Origin of the sequence: Corallococcus sp. CA049B, assembly GCF_003611685.1 — a bacterium.
GTDB lineage: Bacteria > Myxococcota > Myxococcia > Myxococcales > Myxococcaceae > Corallococcus > Corallococcus coralloides.
Genome location: NZ_RAWC01000103.1, coordinates 6,119 through 29,790, shown reverse-complemented (window position 1 = coordinate 29,790; position 23,672 = coordinate 6,119). Strand labels below are relative to the sequence as shown.

The following is a 23,672-nucleotide window of genomic DNA, read 5'->3' as shown; positions in this document are numbered from 1 at the left end:
ACACGGAAGGACTGCGCGAGCACCTGCGCCGGCACCTGCCGGAGTACATGGTGCCGTCCGCCTTCGTCACCCTGCCCGCCCTGCCGCTGACGCCCAACGGCAAGGTGGACCGCAAGGCGCTGCCCTCGCCGGAAGCACAGTGGCGCGCCGCGCGCTCGTACGAGGCCCCAGCGACCCCCGCGGAGGTGGCCCTGGCCTCGCTGTGGGAGGAGCTGTTGAACGTGCCCGTCGTGGGCCGCAACGACCACTTCTTCGAACTGGGCGGCCACTCCATCCTGGCCACACAGCTGGTGTCCCGCATCCGAGCCCGCTTCGGCGTGGACGTGGGCGTCCGCGCGTTGTTCGAGTCCCCCACCGTGGCGGCGCTCGCCCAGCGGCTGCCGGATGCACCGGAGGCCAACACCCTTCCGCCGCTGCGGCCCGCGACGAGCCCTGGTCCGCACCCGCTGTCGTTCGCGCAGCAGCGGCTGTGGTTCATCGATCAGCTCGACCCGGGCAGCGCGCTCTACAACATGCCCACGGCGCTGTGGCTGTCCGGCGCGGTGGACGTGCCCGCGCTCCAGCAGGCCTTCGACGCGCTGGTGGAACGCCACGAAGCGCTGCGCACCACCTTCGAAGCGCACGACGGTGAGCCCCGCCAGCACGTGCACCCTGCCCCCACCGGAGTCCTGTCGGTGGTGGATCTGACGGGCCTGCCTGACGACACCCGTGAGACAGAGGCGGTGCGGTTCGCGAGCGAGGACGCGCTGAAGCCCTTCGACCTCGCCACGGGGCCGCTGGCGCGCCTCACGCTCCTGAAGCTGGGCGAAGAGAAGCACGTGCTGCTCCTGTGCATGCACCACGCCATCGGCGACGGCTGGTCCATGAGCATCCTGGTGCGCGAAGTCACCGCGCTCTACGAGGCCTTCCGGCAGGGCCAGCCCTCGCCGCTGGCTCCGTTGCCGGTGCAGTACCCGGACTTCGCCGTGTGGCAGCGCGGCTGGCTTCAGGGCGAAGTGCTGGACTCGCAGCTTGCGTGGTGGACGCAGCAGCTGGCCGGAGCCCCGCAGGCCCTGGCCCTGCCCACCGACAAGCCGCGTCCGCCCCAGCGTTCCGCCCGGGGCGCGACGTTCCCGGTGCGCCTGTCGCAGCCGTTGACCGAGGCGGTGGAAGCCCTGGCCCAGCGCGAAGGGGCCACGCCCTTCATGCTGTTGCTCGCGGCCTTCCAGACGCTGCTGCACCGGTACTCCGGTCAGGAGGACCTGCTGGTGGGCACGTCCATCGCGGGCCGGCGCCACGCGGAGACGGAGGGCCTCATCGGCTTCTTCGTGAACACGCTGGTGCTGCGCGCGCGGTTCGACGGTCGGCCGTCGTTCCGGAAGCTGCTCGCGCAGGTGCGCGCCACCACGCTGGGCGCATACGAACACCAGGACCTCCCCTTCGAGCGGCTGGTGGAGGCTGTGCAGCCCGCGCGCGACCTGTCACGCACGCCGCTCATCCAGGCCCTCTTCACGCTCCAGAACATGCCGGACGCGGAGGTGCGCCTGCCGGAGTTGACGCTGCGCCCGGTGGAGGTGGACCTGGCCTCGACGAAGTTCGACCTGGACCTGACGCTGGCCCGCACGGAGCGGGGCTTCGAGGGCGTCCTCTCCTACGCCACGGACCTCTTCGAACCCGCCACGGCCCGCCGGCTCTCGGAGCACTTCCTCCAGCTGCTGGAAGCCGCCGTCGCCCGGCCGGACGCGAAGGTGGACAGCCTGCCCCTGCTGACGGCGGAGGAGCGCCAGTGGGTGCTGGAGGAGTGGAGCGGCGAGACGGCTCCCTTCGAAGCCGACGTGCCCTTCCACGCGCGCTTCGAGCAACAGGTGACGCGCACGCCCAAGGCACCCGCCGTGGTGATGGGCGACACGACGGTGTCCTTCCACCAGCTCAACGTGCGCGCGAACCAGCTGGCGCATTACCTCCGCTCGCTGGGCGTGGGCCCGGACGTGCCGGTGGCCTTCTGCCTGGCGCGCTCGCCAGAGGCCATCGTCGCCATCCTGGGCATCCTCAAGGCGGGCGGCGCCTACGTGCCGCTCGACCCCGCGGCCCCTGATGCGCGCAAGTCCTTCATCCTGGAGAACAGCGGCGCGGCCGTGCTGCTGACCACCCAGCCGCAGGTGGAGTCATGGCAGCCTCCGGCGCGGCACGTGGTGCGGCTGGACGCGGACGCGCGGCGCATCGAGTCGTCCTCGCCGGGCAACCCGCGTTCGGGCGTGCGGCCGGAGCATCTGGCCTACGTCATCTACACGTCGGGCTCCACGGGTACGCCCAAGGGCGTGATGATCCAGCACCGCTCGCTGGCGCACCTGCGGCGCGCGATGAACGAGGCCTGCTTCGACCGGGCGTCGTCCCGGCCGCTGCGGGCCAGCGTCAACGCGCCCTACTTCTTCGACGCGTCGGTGCAGCAGCTGTCGCTGATGCTGGACGGCCACTGCTTGTTCCTCGTCCCGGAGGCCGTGCGGCGGGATCCGGAGGCGATGCTCGCGTGGGTGGCGCAGCACCGCATCGACGTGCTGGACACCACGCCGTCGCAGTACCAGCTGTTGCTGGAGGCGGGCCTCCTGGAGCGCGAGCACGTGCCGGCGCTCTGCTCCATCGGCGGTGAGGCGATGGACGAGGTGACGTGGCGCACGCTCGCGGCGACGGAGCGGACCTGGGCCTTCAACGCCTACGGTCCGACCGAGGTCACCGTGAACGCGACCCTCGCCGCCATCCAGGGCAGCCCCATGCCCACGCCCGTCATCGGGCGCCCGTTGTTGAACCTGGACGTGTACGTCCTGGATGCGAACCTGAACCCCGTCTCCGTGGGCGTCCCGGGCGAGCTCTACATCGCGGGCGAGGGCCTGGCGCGCGGCTACCGCAACCGGCCGGACCTCACGGCGGAGCGCTTCATCCCCCACCCGTTCAGCACGGAGCCCGGGGCGCGGATGTACCGCACGGGCGACCGGGTCCGGTGGATGCAGGATGGCACCCTGGAGTACCTGGGCCGGGTCGACTTCCAGGTGAAGCTGCGCGGCTACCGCATCGAGCTGGGGGAGATCGAAGCCGCGCTGCGTGCGTCTCCGGGCGTCCGCGACGCGACGGTGTTGCTGCGCGAGGACGCCCCCGGACTCCCGCGCCTGGTGGCGTACGTGACGCCGGAGGTGGACACCGCGACGCTGCGGGGACACCTGCAGCGCTCGTTGCCGGAGTACATGGTGCCGGCGGCCTACGTCGCCCTGCCCGTCCTGCCGCTGACGCCCAACGGCAAGGTGGACCGCAAGGCGCTGCCCGTCCCCGTGGACGGACCCGTGAGCACCGAGACCCACGTGGGCCCCAGGAACGAAGCCGAGGCGCGGATCGCGGCGCTCTGGGCGGAGGCGCTGGGCGTGTCCACCGTGGACGTGCGCACCAGCTTCTTCGAGCTGGGCGGGCACTCGCTGCTGGCGGTGCGGCTGATGGCGGCGGTGCACCGGGAGACGGGCCGGAAGCTCCCGCTGTCGGCGCTCTTCCAGGCCCCCAGCGTGGAGCGGTTCGCGGTCCTGCTGGGTGAGGCCGAGCCGAAGCCCTTCACCCCGCTGGTGCCCTTCACGAAGGAAGGCACGGGCAGCGCGCCGCCGTTCTTCTGCGTGCACCCGGTGGGAGGCAACGTGCTGGCCTACGTGGAGCTCGCGCGGAGGCTGGGACCGGATCAGCCCTTCTACGGCCTCCAGGCCCGAGGCCTCGACGGTACGGATCAGCCGCTGGACACCGTGGAGGCCCTGGCGGCCAGCTACGTGCGGGGGGTGCGAGGCGTCCAGCCCCACGGCCCGTATCACCTGGGCGGGTGGTCCCTGGGCGGCGTCATCGCCTACGAGATGGCGCACCAGCTCCGCGAAGCAGGTGAAGCGGTGGCGCTGGTGGCGATGATCGACTCGTACGTACCCCAGACGGTGCCGGACTCGGAGCCGGACCTGGACCGCACGCTGGCGGTGGGCCTGTTCGCGCAGGACCTGATGGGCGTGTCGCTGGCGGAGCTGGACGTGGACACGGCGGAGCTGGCGACGCTGGAGCCTGAAGCGGCGCTCGCGAAGGTGCTGGAGTCCGCGGCCCGGTCCGGAGCGATGCCGTCCGGGGTGGATGCCACGGCCCTGTTCCAGGTCTTCGAGGCGAACCTCGAAGCGGCCCGGCGCTACCACCCGCCCGCGATGGTTCAGCGCGTGGTGCGCATCCAGGCGGAGGAGCTCGTCGATGACACGGGCACGGGAGACGGCGGCTGGACGGCGCTCGTGGGCGACCGGCTGGAGTCGCACCGCCTGCCGGGCACCCACTACACGCTGCTGCGCGAGCCGGTGGTGCAGTCCGTCGCGGAGTTGCTGATGAAGGCGCTCCGCGACGCGGGCAAGAAGTAACGCAGGTGCCACGCAGAACCCCGCTCCCTCCGTCGAGGGGGCGGGGTCCGTGAGTGCGTGCCGAGTCCCTGCTCCCCGAGTGGGCTGGCGTCACGAACCCGCAGGGCTTCGTCACCAGGAGTGCCGAGGAATCGAGCACCCGGGCTGCTATGAAGTGTCGGCTGTTTTTCGACACATGGATGGCTCCCCGTGCACGACTTCTCGCGAACCCTTCCTGGCGTCCTGCTGAAGCTGGTCCAAGGGCCGTCCGCCCACGCGCCGCTCTACACGTTCCTGGGGGATGCCGACGGTGAAGAGACCGTCTGGAGCGCGTTCGACCTGGACGTGCGAGCGCGACGGATCGCCGCGGCGCTGCGTGAGCGAGGCGCGCAAGGCGAGCGCGTGCTGCTGCTGTATCCGCCAGGGCTGGACTACATCGCGGGCTTCTTCGGCTGCCTCTACGCGGGAGCGGTGGCGGTGCCCGCGTATCCGCCGGACCCGATGCGGCTGGAGCGCACCCTGCCCCGCCTGCGGGCCATCATCCAGGACGCGAGGGCGTCAGTGGTGCTCACCACGTCGGGCATCTTGGGGCTGTCGGACTTCGTCTTCGAGCAGGCGCCGGACTTCCGCGCGCTGCACTGGATGGCGACGGATGAGTTGCCGGAGGGCGGAGAGCGGGACTGGGTGGCGCCGGAGGGTTTGGGCGGGGAGTCGCTCGCGTTCCTTCAGTACACGTCCGGGAGCACGGGCACGCCGAAGGGCGTGATGCTCACGCACGGGAATCTGCTGCACAACCTGTCGCTCATCCACGGTGCGTTCGGCGCGCGAGCGGACAGCGTGGGCGTCATCTGGCTGCCGCCGTACCACGACATGGGACTCATCGGGGGCATCCTGGAGCCGTTGTACGGAGGCTTCCCGGTGACGTTGATGTCGCCGATGTCGTTCCTCAAGAGGCCCATGGCGTGGCTGGAGGCGGTGTCGCGCTTCGGAGGCACCATCAGCGGCGGGCCGAACTTCGCGTTCGACTTGTGCGTGAGGAAGAGCACGCCGGAGCAGCGGCGTGCGTTGGACTTGAGCCGGTGGGAGGTGGCGTTCTGCGGCGCGGAGCCGATTCGGCCGGAGACGCTGGAGCGCTTCGTGGAGGCGTTCGGCCCGAGCGGCTTCCGGCGAGAGGCCTTCTACCCGTGCTACGGGCTGGCGGAAGGGACGCTGATTGTCACCGGAGGGGAGAAGTCGGCGCCGCCGGTGTCGGTGACGATTTCAGGAGAGGCGTTGGAGCGGCACCGCGCGGAGGAAGTGGGCGCGGCGGAGCCTGGGGGGAGGACGCTGGTGGGGTGCGGCCAGACGCTGGCGGAGCAGCGAATCGCCATCGTGGACCCGGAGACGCTGGAGCGGCGTGGGCCGGGTGAGGTGGGCGAAGTCTGGGTGACGGGGCCGAGCGTGGCCCAGGGGTACTGGGGCCGAGAGGAGGCGACGCGCGAGACGTTCCATGCGCGCATCGCGCGTGAGGACGGCGGGCCGTACCTGCGCACCGGAGACTTGGGTTTCCTGAGGCCGGAGGGGGAGCTGTACGTCACGGGGCGGCGCAAGGACCTCCTCATCCTGCGCGGGCGCAACCACTACCCGCAGGACCTGGAGGCGACGGTGGAGGGAGCGCACCCGGCGCTGAGGCCCGGGGGCGGCGCGGTGTTCTCGGTGGAGGTGGGGGGCGAGGAGCGCGCGGTGGTCGTGCAGGAAATCGACGTGCGGCGGCTGGGCGGACTGCGTGAGCAGCTGGCGGCGGCGGACGCGGCGGTGGGCACCATCCGTCAGAGGTTGGCGGAGTCGCACGAGGTGCAGGCGCACGCGGTGGTGCTCATCGAGCCGGGGAGTCTGCCGAAGACGTCCAGTGGCAAGGTGCAGCGGCACGCGTGCCGTGCGGCCTTCGTCGCGGGGACGTTGCAGGTGGTGACGGCGTGGCGGGCGGAGCCGCCGCGTGGCGCGGGTTCGTCGTCCGAAGCTCCCCTCCCCGCTTCATCCGCCTCGGGTGCGGCCGGGGCCGAGCCCATCTCCGCGTCGGGCTTCGGCGCATCCGCGCCGTTGGCGAGTCATGCGAGCGGAGCCGTCAGCGCGTCCGCTCCTGGCGCGCGTTCTGGAGCACACGAGTCGTCATCCGGTTCCGTGGTGCGTGCCTCCGTGGCCCTGCCCGCGAAGCCGGACTCGGAGGCACTGGTCGCCTGGCTGCGTGACGTCGTGGCCCGGCACGTGCGCATGCTCCGTGAGGACATCGACGTTGATGCTCCGGTGACTCGCTACGGACTGGACTCGCTGGGCGCCGTGGAACTGGCGCATGAAGTGGGCACGGGCACCGGGCTGACGGTGCCCATGGAGTGGTTGCTCCAGGGCCCGAGCATCACGTCCCTGGCGCACAGGCTGGCCTCCCTCGGTGACTCAGCGGGCCCCGCGCCCCACCGCAGGAGCGTGGGCGGCGACCGCGAGGCGTCCTCGTCGCAGGCCCGGTTGTTCTTCCTGTCCCGGTACGCCCCCGGCGACGTGTCCTACAACCTGCCCGCCGCCGTTCGCCTGGAGGGCGCGCTGGATGTGGCCGCGCTGGAGGGGAGCCTCGTGGCCCTCGCGGCCCGGCATGAAGGACTGCGGACCTCGTTCCGCGAGGCCCCGGGGCAACCCCGGCAGGTCATCGCGGCGGACGCGTCCCTGCCGCTGGCGCGCGTGTCACTGGAGTCCCTGCCCGCCAACGCTCGCGAGGCCGAAGCACTTCGCCTGGCTCACGAAGAGGCCCGCCGACCGTTCGACCTGGAGCGCGGACCGCTGGTGCGCGCCACGCTCCTCACGCTGGATGCGCGGACCCAGGTGCTGGTGCTCGTCATGCACCATGCCGTGTCGGACGCCACGTCCATGGCGGTGCTGGTGCGCGAGGTCTCCGCCCTCTACTCAGCGCTGCGCGAGGGCCGCCCCTCGCCCCTGCCCGCCCTGCCCCTGGATTACGCCGACGCCGCCGACTGGCAGCGGGACGCGCTGGACGGCGCCGCGCTGGAGTCGCGGCTGGACTACTGGCGGACGCAGCTCGCGGGTGCTCCGCAGCTGCTGGAGCTGGCCACGGATCGGCCGCGTCCCTCGCGGCGTGGGTCCTCGGGCGCTCGGGTCCCGGTGGTGCTGGACGCGGGGCTCGCGAGCTCCGTCCGGACATTGGCGGAGCGTGAAGGCGTCACGCCGTTCATGGTCCTGCTCGCGGCCTTCCAGACCGTGCTCGCCCGCCGCGCGGGCCAGGAGGACATCAGCGTGGGCACGGCCATCGCGGGCCGTCAGCGCGCGGAGTTCCAGGGGCTCGTCGGCCTCTTCGTCAACTCGCTGGTCCTGCGCACGCGACTGTCCGGTGCCCCTTCGTTCCGGGAGCTCCTGGGCCGCGTGCGGGAGACGGCGCTGGGCGCGTACGCGCACCAGGACGTGCCCTTCGAGCGAGTCGTGGAGGCACTCAAGCCCCCTCGCGAGCTGGGGCACACGCCGCTGTTCCAGGTGATGTTCAACCTCCAGGGCGCCCGCGTGGACGCGCCCGTCCTGCAGGGGCTCCAGTCCCGGCTCCTGGACGTGCACACCGGCACGTCCATGTTCGACCTCACGCTGTCGCTCGCGGAGTCCTCCCAGGGCTTCGAAGGCTGGCTGGAGTACGCCACGGAGCTGTTCGACGCGGCCACCGTGGAGCGGCTGGCCGGCCACTTCCGCGTGCTGCTGGAGGCCGCCATCGCGGCCCCTGAGACGTCCATCCACGAGCTGCCGTGGCTGACCCCTGACGAGCGCCACCAGGTGCTCACCGCGTGGAACGACACGGCGCGCGACTACCCCTCCGGCGGGACCCTCCCCGAGCAGTTCGCGCTCCAGGTCGCCCGGACTCCGGATGCCATCGCCGTGGAGGACGGGGACCTCCGCCTGACGTACGCGCAGCTGGAGGCGCGGGCCAATCCGCTCGCGCACTTCCTCCAGGCCCGGGGCGTGGGCCCGGACGTGCCGGTGGCGGTGTGCATGGAGCGCTCCGTGGAGTTCGTCGTCACGGTGCTCGCCATCCTCAAGGCGGGCGGCGCCTATGTCCCGCTGGACGCGTCGTACCCCGCGCGGCGGCTGGCGTTCATGATGGAGGACGCCCGGCCCCGGATGCTGCTCACCACGCGCGCGCTGCGTGAGCGGCTGAACGTGCCCGACGCGGCCCTGTCCTGCTTCTTCGTGGACGCGCTGGCGCTCGATGCTCAGCCCGTCACCGCGCCGGAGATCACCGTGGGGCCTCGCAACCTGGCCTACGTCATCTTCACCTCCGGCAGCTCCGGCCGTCCCAAGGGCGTGGCCTCCGAGCAGCGCGGCGTGCTGCGCCTCGTGCACGCCGAGCCCTACTCGCGCGTCGGTCAGCGCGAGACGGGCATGCTCTTCGCGCCGCTGTCCTTCGACGGCTCCGTGATGGAGCTGTGGACGATGCTGCTGCACGGCGGCCGGCTGGTCATCTTCCCCGGCAAGGTCCCCGCCGGAGACATGGACACGCTCGCGCGCGTGGTGGAGCGCCACGGGGTCGGCTTCGCCCACCTGCCGTCGGGGCTCTTCTCGCAGCTGGTGGAGCACCGGCCGGACATCCTCGGACGGCTGCGCGAAGTGCACGTGGCGGGCGACGTCATCTCCGCCCCGCATGTGCGCCGCGCGGTGGAGTCCCTGGGCCGGCCCGTCATCAACGCCTACGGCCCCAGTGAATGCTCCGTGGCCGCCTCGTTCTTCACGGTGGAGCGGCCGGAGCAGGCGGGCGCGTCGGTGCCCATCGGCGCGCCGCTCGCGAACACCACGGCGTACGTGCTGGACGCGCGGCTCCAGCCGGTGCCGGTGGGCGTGCCGGGGGAGCTGTTCCTCGGCGGTGATGGCGTGGTCCGGGGCTACGTGTCGCGGCCGGACCTGACGGCGGAGCGCTTCGTGCCGGATGCGTACGGCGCGAAGCCAGGCGCACGGCTGTACCGCACGGGCGACCGGGTCCGCTGGCGCGCGGATGGGACGCTGGACTTCCTGGGCCGCACGGACCACCAGGTGAAGGTGCGCGGCTTCCGCATCGAGCTTCCGGAAGTGGAAGCCGCCCTGCGCGAGCTGCCCGAAGTGCACGAGGCCGCGGCCGTGGTGCGCGAGGACGTGCCCGGCGACAAGCGGCTCGTCGCCTACGCGATGCCGCGCCCGGGGCAGGTGCTGGAGCCCTCGCGGCTGCGGGACGCCCTGCGCCGCAAGCTCCCCGACTACATGGTGCCGTCGCTGTTCGTGGCGCTCCCCACCCTGCCCCTGAACCCCAGCGGCAAGGTGGACCGCAAGGCCCTGCCCGCCCCGGACTCCGAGGCCACCGGCCGGCGCGAGCGCTACGTGGCGCCGTCCCATCCGCTGGAAGAGCAGATCGCCTCCACGTGGGCCCGCGAGCTGGGGGCCGACCGGGTGGGCACGCAGGACCACCTGTTCAACGACCTGGGTGGCACGTCGCTGTCCGTGATGCGGCTCGCCTCGCGCCTGAAGGAGACGCTGGGCCGCGACGTGCCCGTGGTGTGGTTGTTCGAGCACCCCACGGTGGAGTCGCTCGCGCAGCGGCTGGAGCACGAGTCGCAGGGCGCGCCCGCGCCGTCGCCCACCGCGCCGGGGCACCGCCCGCGCGAGGCGTCGAAGCCGGGCGCGTCCGGCTCCATCGCCATCATCGGCATGGCGGGCCGCTTCCCTGGCGCGGGGACGGTGGAGGCGTTCTGGCGGAACCTGCGCGAGGGCGTGGAGTCCATCACGCGCTTCTCACCCGAGGAGCTGGAGCACCTGCCCTCCCTGCCGGAGGGGTTCGAGCTCTGGTACCACCCGGCCTTCGTTCCGGCCGCCGGTGTCCTGGAGGACGTGGAGGGGTTCGACCACGCGTTCTTCGACATGTCGCTGCGCGAGGCGCAGTTCACGGATCCGCAGCAGCGGCTCTTCCTCCAGACGGCGTGGGCCGCGCTGGAGGACGCGGGCGTCAATCCGGATCGCTACCCCGGCGCCATTTCGTTGTACGCGGGCGCCGCGGCCTCCGGATACGCGGAGGCCGTGCGGCAGGCGATGCCGTTGGATGCGGCGTCCTTCTTCGAGCTGAACGGCACCGGCACGCACGAGAGCCTGCCGACGAAGGCGTCCTTCAAGCTGGGGCTCACGGGTGAGAGCACGCTGCTCTACACCGCGTGCTCCACGGGGCTCGTGGCCGTGCACCTGGCCTGTCAGAGCCTGCGGACGGGCCAGTCCGACGTGGCGCTCGCGGGGGCTTCGCGGCTGTCGCTGCCGCAGCGCACGGGCTACGTGGCGCAGGAGGGGCTCATCTTCTCCCCGGATGGGCACTGCCGCGCGTTCGACGCTCAGGCCCAGGGCACGCTGCCCGGGAACGGCGTGGGCGCGGTGGTGCTCAAGCGGCTGGAGGACGCGGTTCGGGATGGCGACGCCATCTACGCCGTCATCCGGGGCTCGGCGCTGAACAACGACGGCAAGAACAAGTCCGGGTTCACCGCGCCGAGCGTGCAGGGACAGGCGGCGGTGGTGTCCCAGGCCCTGGCCAATGCGGGCGTGGCACCGGAGGCCGTGGGCTACGTGGAGGCCCATGGCACCGCGACGCCGCTCGGGGATCCGATTGAAGTGGCGGCGCTGACTCGCGCGTACGGCCTGGGTGCCGAGCACCGGGGAAGCATCGCGCTGGCGTCGCTGAAGACGAACGTGGGCCACCTGGACACGGCCGCGGGGCTGGCGGGGCTGATGAAGGCCGCGCTGTCGCTGCACCACGGGGAGATTCCTCCCAGCCTCCACTTCGAGAAGCCCAACCCGCAGATCGACTTCGACGCGGGTCCGTTCTTCGTCAACACCACCTTGCGGTCGTGGCCCCGGAGCGAGACGCCTCGCTTCGCCGCGGTCAGCTCCTTCGGCATTGGTGGCACCAATGCCCACGCCATCCTCGAGGAAGCACCCATGCGGCAGAGTGGTTCCACCACGCGTTCCCACCAGCTCGTCGTGCTGTCCGCGCGCTCGCCGGAGGCGCTGGAGGCGGCGGCGCGGCGGTTGGAGGCGAAGGGCGTCGGAGACTCGGCGCTGGCGGATCTGGCGTTCACGCACGCCGTGGGGCGCAAGGCGTTCGAGTACCGCCGCGCGGTGGTGGTGAAGGACGCGGAGGAGCTGTCGCGTCAGCTCCAGAAGCCGGTGACGCCGGTGAAGCGTCCGGGCAAGGCGCCGCGCGTGGCGTTCGTGTTCTCCGGGCAGGGGTCGCAGCGGCTGGCCATGGGGCGTGAGCTTGCGGAGGCGTCGCCCCTGTTCCGCGCGCACCTGGACGCGTGCCTCGCGCTGCTGGACGCGCCGCTGCGTGCGCGGGTGTCGGCCGTGCTGGCTCCCGAGGCCGATGCCTCGGCGGACCTCGCGGACACGCGCGTGGCGCTGCCCGCGTTGTTCAGCGTCCAGGTGGCGCTGGCTCGGATGTGGCGGGACCTGGGCGTTACTCCGTCCGCGGTGATGGGACACAGCTTCGGTGAGTACGCGGCGGCGTGCGTCTCGGGGGCGCTGTCCCTGGAGGACGCGATGCGCCTCGCGGTGGCTCGCGGGGAGCTGATGCACCGCATGCCGCCGGGCGCGATGCTCGCGGTGGCCCTGCCCGTGGAGCGTGTGCAGTCGTTGCTGTCGGGCCGGCTGTCGGTGGCGGCGGTGAACGCGCCGGACCGCTGCGTGGTGTCCGGGCCGGTGGAGGAAGTGGAGCGGCTGGAGGCCGCGCTGAAGGGCCTGAAGGCCGGGGCGGTGCGCATGCCCGCGCCGCACGCGTTCCACTCCGCGGACGTGGAGCCGTTGATGCCGGAGCTGGCGCGTGTGGTGGGCACGCTGCGCTGGTCGGAGCCGGCGGTGCTGTACGTGTCCAGCCTCACGGGGGCGCGGGTCGGTCCGGGGCAGCTCGCGGTGCCGGACTACTGGACGGAGCAGATGCGCCAGCCGGTGCTCTTCACCCGCGCGGTGGAGGCGCTCCAGGCGGAAGGCTGCACGGTGCTGCTGGAGGTGGGGCCGGGACAGGACGTGACGCCGCTGGTGCGCGCGAACCTGGCCCGGCCCGAGGGCGGCGGTTCCTCCGTCCAGGCGCTGGCGTCACTGCGGGTGGGCGGGAAGACGACGGAGCAGCTGGGCTGGCTCCAGGCCGTGGGCGAGCTGTGGACCGCGGGCGTGGCCGTGGACTGGAGCGCGTTCTACGCGCACGAGCAGCGCCTGCGGTTGCACCTGCCCACGTACGCGTTCCAGACCAAGTCGGTCTGGGTGCAGCCGAGGACACGCGCCACGACGTCTCCGTTCGCGCCGCCCACGGGGAACTCCGTCCGGACGCCGCCGACTCAGGCCGCGCCCGCTGAGCGTGCCCCCGAAACCTGGGCTCCAGCCGCGCCCGCTGGGCATACGCCTGACGTGACTTCCGACCTGGCCCTGGTCACGGCATCAATCCGCGCTCCTCAGTCCGTGTCCGCGATGACGGCCACGGCGTCGGTCCGGGGTCCTCAAGCCGCGTCCGCGGGAACGGCTTTGCTTGCCGCTCCTCAAGGCGCGTCCGCGATGACGGATCCGGTCGGTGCTCCTCAGGGCGCGACGACGGATCCAGTCGTCCCGCAGGCAGCGTCCGCGACGGCCGCCGGGGCTCCTATGCGCGTGATGCTTCCGGAGGCTACGGCGTCCTCGCACGGGTCTGCCGTGCCCACGGACGTGGAACCCGCGCCCACCGCCCCTCCCCCTCCCGGCCGTGAGGACGCGCCTCGTGGCGACATCGAGGAGCGCGTGGCAGCGCAGTGGCGCGACCGTCTGGGCCTGGAGTTCGTGGGCCGCCATGACGACTTCCTCGAACTCGGTGGCAACTCGCTGACGGCCGCGCAGCTGCTCAACCAGCTCCGTGAGGCCTTTGGCGTGAACCTGCCACTGGCCGCCCTCTTCGAAGCGCCCACCGTCGCGGGCATCGCGGAGCGCCTGGAGCCCCTGCTGCTCCAGGCGCCCCAGGCCCCCGCCTCCACGGAGCTTCCGCTGATGCCGCTGCCTCGCGACGGTAGCGAGCTGCCGCTGTCCTTCGTGCAGGAGCGCGTCTGGCGCCTGGAGCAGCACCTGCCCGGCCTGTCCGCGTACAACCTCCCGTTCGTCCTCCGGCTCGAAGGCGACCTGGACGCGGACGTGATGGAGCGCGGCATCCAGGAGATCGTCCAGCGCCACGAAGCGCTGCGCACGACCTACGACACCGTGGACGGACGCCCCGTGCAGCGCTTCCACCCGCGCATGCACGTGCCCCTCACGCGCGTGGAGCTGCGCGGCCCGCTGGAGACGCGCGAACCGGAGGCGCTGCGCCTCGCCCGCGAGGACGCCGCGAAGCCGTTCGACCTGGTCCGCGGCCCCGTGCTGCGCACCACCCTGGTCCGTCTGGACACGAAGCTGCACCTGCTGATCGCCAGCATCCACCACATCATCAGCGACACGATGTCCATCGCCCTGCTCGTCCAGGAGCTGGGCCAGCTCTACGACGCCTTCATCCAGGGCAAGCCGTCTCCGCTCAAGCCGCTGACCCTCCAGTACGCGGACTTCGGCGCATGGCAGCGCCGTGGCATCACGAGCGGCCGCCTGGCCGAACAGGACCAGGGCTGGCGGCAGCGGCTGGCCGGCATGCCGCGCAAGCTGGACCTGCCCACCGACAGGCCCCGCTCCAACGAGCCCCGCATCTCCTCCCAGCGCATGACGCTGGACTTCCCGCCCGCGCTCGCCCACGAGCTGGTGGCCTTCAACCGCCGCGAGGGCTTCACCGGCTACATGACGGTGCTCGCCGCGTGGCAGACGCTGCTGCACCGCTACAGCGGCCAGACGGACATCGTCGTCGGCACGCCCATCGCCAACCGCACCCGTCCGGAGCTGATGCCGCTCATCGGCTACGTGGCGCACTCGGAGGCGTTCCGGACGCGTTTCACCGAAGGCCTCACGTTCCGCGAGCTGCTGGCCCAGGTGCGAGGCGAGGTCGCGGACGCGCAGACGCGCCCGGACGTGCCCTTCGAGTACCTCGTGGAAGCGCTCATCCCGGGCCATGACATCGGCCGGGGGCGCATGACGGACTCCGTGTTCGTCTACCACACGGGCGCGAGCTCGTCGGAGACGCTGGAGCTCATCGGCCTGCGCGCCACGTTGGTGGAGGTGCCGGGCACGCCCGTGCAGTGGGGCTCCACCCTGAGCGCGCTCACCCTGGTCCTCTTCGAGTCCCTCACCCGCGTCCACGGCGCGCTGGAGTACGCGTCCGACCTGTTCGACGCCGCCACCACGGCGCGGCTCATGGAGCACTTCCAGGTGCTGCTTGGCGCCGCGCTCGCGAACCCCGACACGCAGGTGGCGCACCTGCCGCTCGCCACGGATGACGAGCGCCGCGCCTGGCCCACGCCTCGCGCTACGCCGGGGCTGGTCCCTGTCCCCACCGCACTCGCGGCGCGGCGCGCGCGCCACGCGGATGCCACTGCCCTGTCCCAGGGAGAGACACACTGGAGCTGGGCGGAGCTGGGCGCCCGCGCGGATGCCCTGGCCGCGAAGTTGAAGGCCCTCGGAGTGAAGGCCGGAACCCCGGTGGCCGTGTGCCTGCGCACGTCGCCGGAGAAGCTGGCCGCGCTGTGGGGCGTGCTGGGCGCGGGCGGCGCATGCGTCGCCCTGGGCCCGTCCGACCTGAGCCACCTGCCCGTGTACGCGCCCGAAGGCGCCCCGGCGCCGGTGCTCGTCACCACGCGCGCGCTGGTGGCCTCCGTGCGCGTGGATGCATCACGCGTCGTCTACGTGGAGGACGTGCCAGCCGCGACCGAGGCCTCCGTCCCCGCCGCGCACGTGGAACCTCACGCCCTCGCGTGGCTGCTGCCCACGGGCCGGGGCCAGCCCGCATGGGCCCTGGGCCACCGGGAGCTGGCGGAGTTCTTCTCCGGCCTGGACACGCGCCTGTCGCCCCCGGACGGTGGGGCATGGCTGGCCGCGAGCGAGCCGTCCTCCGACCGTCCGGAGCTGGAGGCCCTGTGGGCGCTCACGCGCGGGCTGCGCGTGGTGTTCCCGCCGGAGCGCATCACCGCGAGGCTGGTGAGCCTGGGCGATGGCGGCCCCCGCGCGAAGGCGATGGACCTGAGCCTCATCTACTTCGCCAACGACGAGGACACGCTCCAGGGCCCCAAGTACGAGCTGCTGCTGGAGGGCGCGAAGTTCGCGGACGCGAACGGCTTCTCCGCGGTGTGGACCCCGGAGCGGCACTTCCATTCGTTCGGCGGTCTGTACCCGCAGCCGGCCGTGGTGGCCGCGGGCCTGGCCACCGTCACGAAGCACCTGCGCCTGCGCTCCGGAAGCGTGGTGTTGCCGCTGCATGATCCGCTGCTCATCGCGGAGCAGTGGTCCGTGGTGGACAACCTGTCCCAGGGCCGCGTGGGCCTGTCCGTGGCCACGGGCTGGCACACGCAGGACTTCACCTTCGCGCCGGCCAACTACGAGAAGCGCCGCGACATCCTGCTGGAGAAGCTGTCCACGCTGCGCGCGCTGTGGCGCGGCGAGCGCTTCAAGCGTCCCGCGGGCGCTGGCAGCACGGCCGAGGTCGGTCTGCGCCCGAAGCCGGTGCAGAAGGAGCTGCCGGTGTGGCTCACCGCCACGGGCAACCCCGAGACGTTCCGAATGGCGGGCGAGCTGGGCGCGGGCGTGCTCACGGGCCTGCTGTCGCACTCGCTGGAGGAGCTGAAGCAGAAGGTGGCGCTGTACCGCGACGCGTGGCGCCGCAACGGGCACCCGGGCCGCGGCCACATCACCTGCATGCTGCACACGTACCTGGGCGACGACGAACAGGAGGTGCTGCGCACGGTGCGCCAGCCGCTGCTCGGCTACTTCCGAAGCTCCGTGGACATCAGCACGTCGCTGCTCCAGGCGCAGGGCATCACCGACGTCCAGAAGCTGTCGCCGGACGACATCAACGCGGTGCTGGAGCGCACGTTCGAGAACCACGCGAAGAACACCGGCCTGCTGGGCACGGTGGACAGCGCGCTGCGGCGGCTGCGCGACGTGCGCGCGGCGGACGTGGACGAGGTGGCGGCGCTCATCGACTTCGGCCTGGACACGCCGGTGGTGCTGGAGGGCCTGCGCCGGCTGGCCGTGGTGCGCGAGCGCATGGACGCGGAGGCCGCCGCCCGCCAGGAGCAGGTGCTGGTGGAGGCCGAGGCGGGAGTGGAGGGCCTGCTGGAGCTGGCACGCCAGTCCGGCGCGGTGCTGCTGCACACGTCAGCGCGGCTGGCGCGTTCTCTCAGCGAACTCCCCGGAGCGCGTGAGTCCCTGTCCCGAGTGGGCGCGCTGGTGTTGGAGGGTGCGTCGGTGGAGCTGGGCTCGGCGCTGCACCGTGCGGCGGGCGTGGAGGTGTGGCTGTCCGGTGATGCCCAGGAAGGCGCGCTGCTGCCGCGCACGCTGGGAGAACGCATCCCCGCGAACCTCCAGGCCTGGGTGCTGGACGCGGCCGGTCAGCCCGTGCCCGCGGGCGTGGTGGGCGAACTGGCCCTCGCGGGCGCGGGGCTCCCCTCCGCGCTGTGGCGCGCGGGCGATGAAGAGCACCGCCGCCTGGTGCCGCACCCCCGAGAGGCCGCGGCGCGGCTGTACCGCACCGGCCGCCATGCCCGCATGCGCGGGGACGGCCGGCTGGAGCCGGTGGCCTCGCCGTCGCGGCTCCCCCCTCCGCCCGTGGCGCGTCCCGCTGTCGTGGAAGCGCCGCGTCCGGTGGCGCCCGCCGCTCCGGCGGTGGTGAACATGGGCCCGCCGCCCATCCCGCGCGTGAGCCGGGATCAGCCGCTGCCCCTGTCCTTCGCGCAGCAGCGCCTCTGGTACCTCCAGCAGATGGAGCCCACGAGCAGCGCGTACAACAACCCGGCCATCTTCCGGCTCACGGGCGAGCTGGACCGGGCCGCGCTCCAGGCCGCGCTGGACATGATGGTGGTCCGCCACGAGGTGCTGCGCACCACGTACTCCCTGGAGGGCGACCATGCGGTGCAGGTCATCCACCCGCCTCGCGGTCTGGAGCTCCAGCACTGGGACGCGCCCGGCGACACGCCGGAGGCTCGGGAAGCGGCGATGCACCGCTTCTGCCAGGAGGCCGTGCGCCAGCCCTTCGACCTGGAGAAGGAAGTCGTGCGCGGGGCGCTGCTGCGCCTGGGCGACCGGGAGCACGTGCTGTTCGTCACCTTCCACCACGCGGTGTCCGACGCGTGGTGCACCATGGTCATCGCGCATGAGCTGACGGTGAACTACACCGCGTTCCGCGCGGGCCAGCCGTCGCCGCTGCCGGAGCTGCCGGTGCAGTACGCGGACTACGCCGTGTGGCAGCGCGCGTGGCTGGAAGGCGGCGAGATGGAGAAGCAGGTGGCCTGGTGGAAGGACCACCTGGCCGGCGCGCCTCCGCTGGAGCTGCCCACGGATCGGCCTCGTCCGGCGGTGATGTCCTACGCGGGCGCTCGGTACACCTTCCTGCTGCCGTCGGAGGTGTCCGCGCCGATGCTCGCGCTGGGCCGCAAGCACGGCGCCACGACGTTCATGGTGCTGATGGCGCTCTTCCAGACGGTGCTGTCGCGCTACTCCGGGCAGGAGGACTTCGTGGTGGGCACGCCCATCGCGGGCCGCACGCGTCCGGAGCTTGAAATGCTGATGGGGTGCTTCATCAACACCCTGCCCTTCCGCTCGCGGCTGTCCGGCATGCCGTCCTTCGTGGAGCTGCTGGGCCGCGTGCGCACCCAGGCCCTGGAGGCCTTCGCGCACCAGGACGCTCCGTTCGAGCGCGTGCTGGACGCCATGGCGCTGCCGCGCGACCTGAGCCGCACCCCGCTGTTCCAGGCGAGCATCAACCTGGTGAACACGCCGGAGGGCAAGGCGCGTCCGGCGGGGCTGGAGCTGACCCAGGTGGAGGTGCCGACCGGCACGTCCAAGTTCGACCTGGGCATGGAGGTGGTGGAGGGCCGCGCCGGTTTCAGCTGCAGCCTGGAGTACGCCACCGCCCTCTTCGACGCGTCCACCCTGGAGCGCCTGGCCGGGCACATGGTGACCCTGGCGCGCGAGGTGGTGGCCCATCCCCAGACGCCCGTCGCCCTGCTGCCCCTCATGGCTGAGGCGGAGCGCCAGCAGGTGCTGCGCTCGTGGAACGACACCTCCCGGGACATCCCGCGCGAGGCCGTCCTGCCGGACCTCTTCGCCCGTCAGGTCGCGCGGCGGCCGGACGCGGTGGCGGTGGAGTTCGGGGACGCGCACCTGACGTATGCGCAGCTGGACGCGCGCACGAACCAGTGGGCGCACCTGCTGCGTGAGCGTGGCGTGGGTCCGGACGTCCTGGTGGCGGTGTGCCTGGAGCGCTCCCTGGAGCTCATCGTCTCCCTGCTCGCCATCCTCAAGGCGGGCGGCGCGTACGTGCCGCTCGACCCGACCTACCCGGCGCCGCGCCTGGCCGCGATGCTGGAGGACGCGCCCGCGAAGTGGGTGCTCACCACGCGGGCGATGCGTGAGGCGGTGCCCCTGCCGCAAGGGGTTGAGTCCGTCTTCGTGGAGGAGCTCGGCGCCGCGGACCTGCGCACGGCGCCCGTGATTTCGGGAGTGCGTTCGCGCCACCTGGCGTACGTGGACTTCACCTCCGGCAGCACCGGGCGCCCCAAGGGCGTCGCGGTGGAGCACCGCGCGGTGATGCGCCTGTTGCACCACCCGGCCTTCGTGGACATGAGCGCGGGCGAGACGTTCCTCCACGTCGCGCCCATCTCGTTCGATCCGGCGACGCTGGAGATCTGGGGGCCGCTGCTCAACGGCGGGCGGCTGGTGGTGTTCCCGCCCACGTCGCCGTCGGACCTGGAGGTGCTGGCGCAGGTCATCCAGCGTCACGGCGTCACGTCGATGATGCTCACGGCGGGCCTCTTCACGCAGGTGGTGGACCTGAAGCCGGAGGCGCTGCGCGGCGTGCGCAGGCTCATCTCCGGCGGCGACGTCATCCCGCCCGTGCACTCGCGCAAGGTGCTGGAGGCGCATCCGGGCCTCACGTTCCTGGCCTGCTACGGCCCCACCGAGGCGACGGTGATCGCCTCCGTGCACGAGATGTCGGACCCCGCGCGCGTGGAGACCCCCGTGCCCCTGGGCCGGCCCATCACGTGCACGGAGCTGTACGTCCTGGACGCGCACGGGCAGCCGGTGCCCCCGGGTGTCCCGGGTGAGCTGTTCATTGGCGGCGAGGGCCTGGCGCGCGGCTACATCTCGCGGCCGGACCTCACCGCGGAGCGCTTCGTCCCCCACCCCTTCGCCTCGTCACCCGGTGAGCGCCTCTACCGCACGGGCGACCTGGCGCGCTGGCGGCCGGACGGGGTGCTGGACTTCCTGGGCCGCACCGACCACCAGGTGAAGGTGCGCGGCTTCCGCGTCGAGCTGGCGGAGGTGGAGGCCGCCCTGTCCGCGCATCCAGACGTGCGCGAGGCCGTGGCCGTGGTGCGCGAGGACGCGCCCGGAGACAAGCGGCTCGTGGCCTACGTCGTCCCCGCGTCCGTCCCGGAGCCGGAGGTCCTGCGCGAGTTCATGCGCCAGTGGGTGCCGGACTACATGCTGCCGTCGGTGTTCGTCCCGCTGGATTCGCTGCCGCTGACGGCGCAGGACAAGGTGGACCGCAAGGCGCTGCCCGCGCCGAAGGGCCAACGCGATTCGCGCCGCGAGTACGTCGCGCCGCGCACGCGGCGGGAGCAGGCGCTGGCGCAGGTGCTGGCGCAGGTGCTGCGCGTGGATCGCGTGGGCCTGGACGACAACTTCTTCGCGCTGGGCGGCGACTCCATCATCAGCCTCCAGGTGGTGGCCCGGGCGCGGCAGGCCGGGGTGCGGTTGCAGGTGAAGGACCTCTTCCAGCACCCCACCCTGGGCGCGCTGGCGGCCGTGGCTCGCGACGGTGAGGCGACCCTCGCGGAGCAGGGACCGGTGGTGGGCGACGTGCCCCTCACGCCCATCCAGGTGGACCTGTTCGAGCGGGAGCCGACGTACCCGCACCACTTCAACCACGCCCTGCTGCTCAAGACCCGTCAGCCGCTGAGGCACGATCTGTTGCAGCGGGCGATCCAGGCGCTCGTCACCCACCACGACGCCCTGCGCCTGCGCTACGTCCACGCCGAGGACGGCACGTGGCGCCAGGAAGGCATGGCGCCCGTGGAGGCGCCCCCCGTGCTCCTCCAGGTGGACCTGTCCATGCTGCCTCCGGAGGCCCGGCCCGCGGCGATGGAGCGGGAGGCCGCGCGTCTCCAGGCGGACTTCGCCCTGGCGACACCGCCGCTGGTGCGCGTGGCGCTGTTCCACTTCGGTGCCGGTGAGCCGCAGCGCCTGCTGCTCATCATCCACCACCTGGTGGTGGACGCGGTGTCGTGGCGCATCCTGGTGGAGGACCTGGAGACGGCGTACCTCCAGCTCCAGTCCGCCCGCGCCCCGGTGCTGCCCGCGAAGACGACGTCGTTCCTGTCCTGGGCTCGGCGGCTCCAGAAGCACGCCCTGTCTGACGAACTGGGCGCGCAGGAGGCCTTCTGGCAGGAAGCGCTGCGCGGCGACGTGGCCCCGCTGCCCGTGGAGGGTCCGGGGCCGTACACGTACGCGTCCCGAAGCAGCGTCGCGGTGGAGCTGGACGCGGAGGAGACGCGGCAACTGCTCCAGGAGACGCCCACCGGTTGGCGGGCGCGCATCGACGACGTGCTCCTGACCGCGCTCGGGCGGACGCTGGGCGAATGGACGGGGAAGCCGGACGTCCTCATCGACCTGGAGGGCCACGGCCGCGAGGAGCTGTTCTCGGACGTGGACGTGTCGCGCACCGTGGGCTGGTTCACGTCCGTGGCGCCGGCCCTGTTGCGGCTGCCGTCGAGCGGCTCTCTGGGTGACGGCCTGCGCGCGGTGAGGGACTCGCTGAAGGCGTGGCCCGGCCGCGGTATCGGCTTCAACCTGCTGCGCCACCTGGGGCCCCCGGAGACGCGGGCCCGGCTGGCCGCGCTGCCCCGGGCGCAGGTGGCGTTCAACTACCTGGGCCAGCTGGACGGCACGGCCGCCGCCAGCACGCTCTTCACCATGAGCGACGAGCCGGTGGGGCCCATCGTGGAGCCTCGGGCCGTACAGCCGCACGCGCTGGCCGTGGACGGTTCGGTGTTCCAGGGCCGGCTGCGGATGACGTTCGGCTACAGCCACCAGCAGCACCACGAGGCGACGGTGCGCGCGCTGGCGGAGCGCTTCCTCGGAGTGCTGCGCGAGCTCATCGCCCAGCGCCATTCGGAGGACGCGCGGCGGCGCACGCCCGGGGACTTCCCGCTGGCCCGCCTGTCCCAGGCCGCGCTGGACGCGGTGCTCGCGGCGCAGGGCCCCACGGTGGAGGACCTGTTCCCGTTGTCCCCGCTCCAGGAGGGCATGCTCTTCCACGCCCTGAATACGCCGGAGGCGGCCTACTACTTCGAGCAGGCCGGTTGGTCGAGCCACTCGGACGTGGACATCGCGCTGCTCCAGCGGACGTGGCAGTCGGCCGTGGACCGCAACCCCATCCTGCGCACCGCGTTCGTGTGGGAGGGCCTGGAGTCGCCGCTCCAGGTGGTGCACTCGCACGCCACGCTGCCGTTCATCGTCCACGACTGGCGCCACCTGCCGGAGGCGGAGCATCCGGCCGCGCTGGCGAAGCTCACGGCGGAGGACCGTGCACGCGGCTTCGACGTGTCGCGGGCGCCGCTGTCGAGGATGACGGTGGTGCGTCTGGGAGACGCGCGGTGGCGCTTCCTCTGGAGCCACCACCACCTGCTGATGGACGGCTGGAGCATGGGCCTGTTCTTCCAGGAGGTCTTCGCGCTCTACGACGCCGTGCACGCCGGGACGGCGCCGCCGCCCGCGGGCCGGCCTCCGTTCCGCGACTACATCGCGTGGCTGGACCGCCGCGACGCGGTGGAGGACGAACGCTTCTGGAGAGAACAGCTCGCGGGCCTGACGGCGCCCACGCCCCTGCCCTCGGCGAGGCCTGCGTCCCTGGTGCGGCCCACCACGTCCGAGAAGCGGCCCGACGTGAAGGTGACGCTGCCGGCGCCCGTCACCACCGCGCTGGAGGCCTTCGCGAGGCGGCATCAGCTCACGCTCAACACGCTGACGCAGGCGGCCTGGGCGCTGGTGCTGGCGCGCCACGCGGACACGCGCGACGTGCTCTTCGGCACCACGCTCTCCGGCCGTCCGCCGGAGCTGCCGGGCGCGGACGCCATGCTGGGCCTGCTCATCACCACGCAGCCGGTGCGCATCACGCTGCCCGCTGACGGCGAGCCGGTGCTGCCGTGGCTCCAGTCGCTTCAGGCGAAGCTGCTGGGCATCCAGCAGCACCAGTACGCGCCGCTGGTCTCGACGCACGGCTGGAGCGACATCCCCCGAGGACAGCCGCTCTTCCAGTCGCTGTTCGTCTTCGAGAACTACCCGTTCGACGCGTCGGTGTTGCGCCGCTTCACCGCGATGGACCTACGCGACCTGGAGTTCGGCGACAGCACGAACTACCCGCTGTCGGCCACGGTGGTGCCGCGCGAGGAGCTCCAGCTGAACCTGGCCTACGACGCGGGCCGCTTCGACGCGGACGCCGTGCGGCGGGTGCTGGGCCAGTGGCGGCAGGCGTTGGAGGGACTGCTCCAGCCGGACGCCCGGATCGAGGACGTATCGCTGCTGTCCGCCGGGGACCGGGAATGGTTGCTGCGCACCGGGACCGGCGGCGCCATGGACTTCGAGCGCGAAGCCACCCTGCACGCGAGCTTCGAACGGCAGGCCGCCGAGACGCCGGACGCGGACGCCGTGGTGTCCGGAGGGACGACGCTGTCCCTCCGGCAGCTCAACGCGCGGGCCAACCAGCTCGCGTGGCACCTGCGGTCGTTGGGCGTGGGCCCCGAGGTGACGGTGGCGCTGTGCCTGGAAAGGTCGGCGGAGATCGTCGTCGCGATGCTGGCGGTGCTCAAGGCCGGCGGCGCCTACGTGCCCCTGGACCCGGCGGCGCCTGCGGCTCGCAAGTCGTTCGTCCTCAAGGATTGTGGCGCGAGCGTGCTGGTGACCACCCAGGCTCTGCAAGAAGCGTGGCACCCAGAGGTGCCCCACCTGGTACGGCTGGACGCAAAACCTGTCGGACAGTCGGACAGGTTCGCGGAGACCGCGTCCCCGGAGTCGGGGGGCACCGAACCTGTCGGACAGTCGGACAGGTTTGGAAAGGTCGGGCCGGCCCTGGGCGCCGGGGGCGCAGAACCTGTCGGACAGTCGGACAGGTTTGGAAAGGTCGGGCCG

1 protein-coding gene, 1 pseudogene and 1 CRISPR repeat array (1 of these 3 cut by a window edge) are annotated in these 23,672 nt (G+C 72.4%); the gene and the pseudogene both read left to right on the top strand.

Annotation, left to right across the window (positions count from 1 at the left end; all coding sequences use genetic code 11):
* Positions 1-4,391: non-ribosomal peptide synthetase (locus D7W82_RS22180; protein WP_147439460.1), on the top strand; the 4,391-nt coding region annotated here is incomplete at its 5' end.
* A gap of 189 nt (positions 4,392-4,580) precedes the next feature.
* A pseudogene (locus tag D7W82_RS42580) lies at positions 4,581-23,426 on the top strand (amino acid adenylation domain-containing protein); the annotation flags it as partial.
* An 82-nt stretch (positions 23,427-23,508) separates the two neighbouring features.
* Positions 23,509-23,672: a CRISPR direct-repeat array (repeat unit 25 nt; unit sequence AACCTGTCGGACAGTCGGACAGGTT) (it continues 110 nt past the right edge of the window).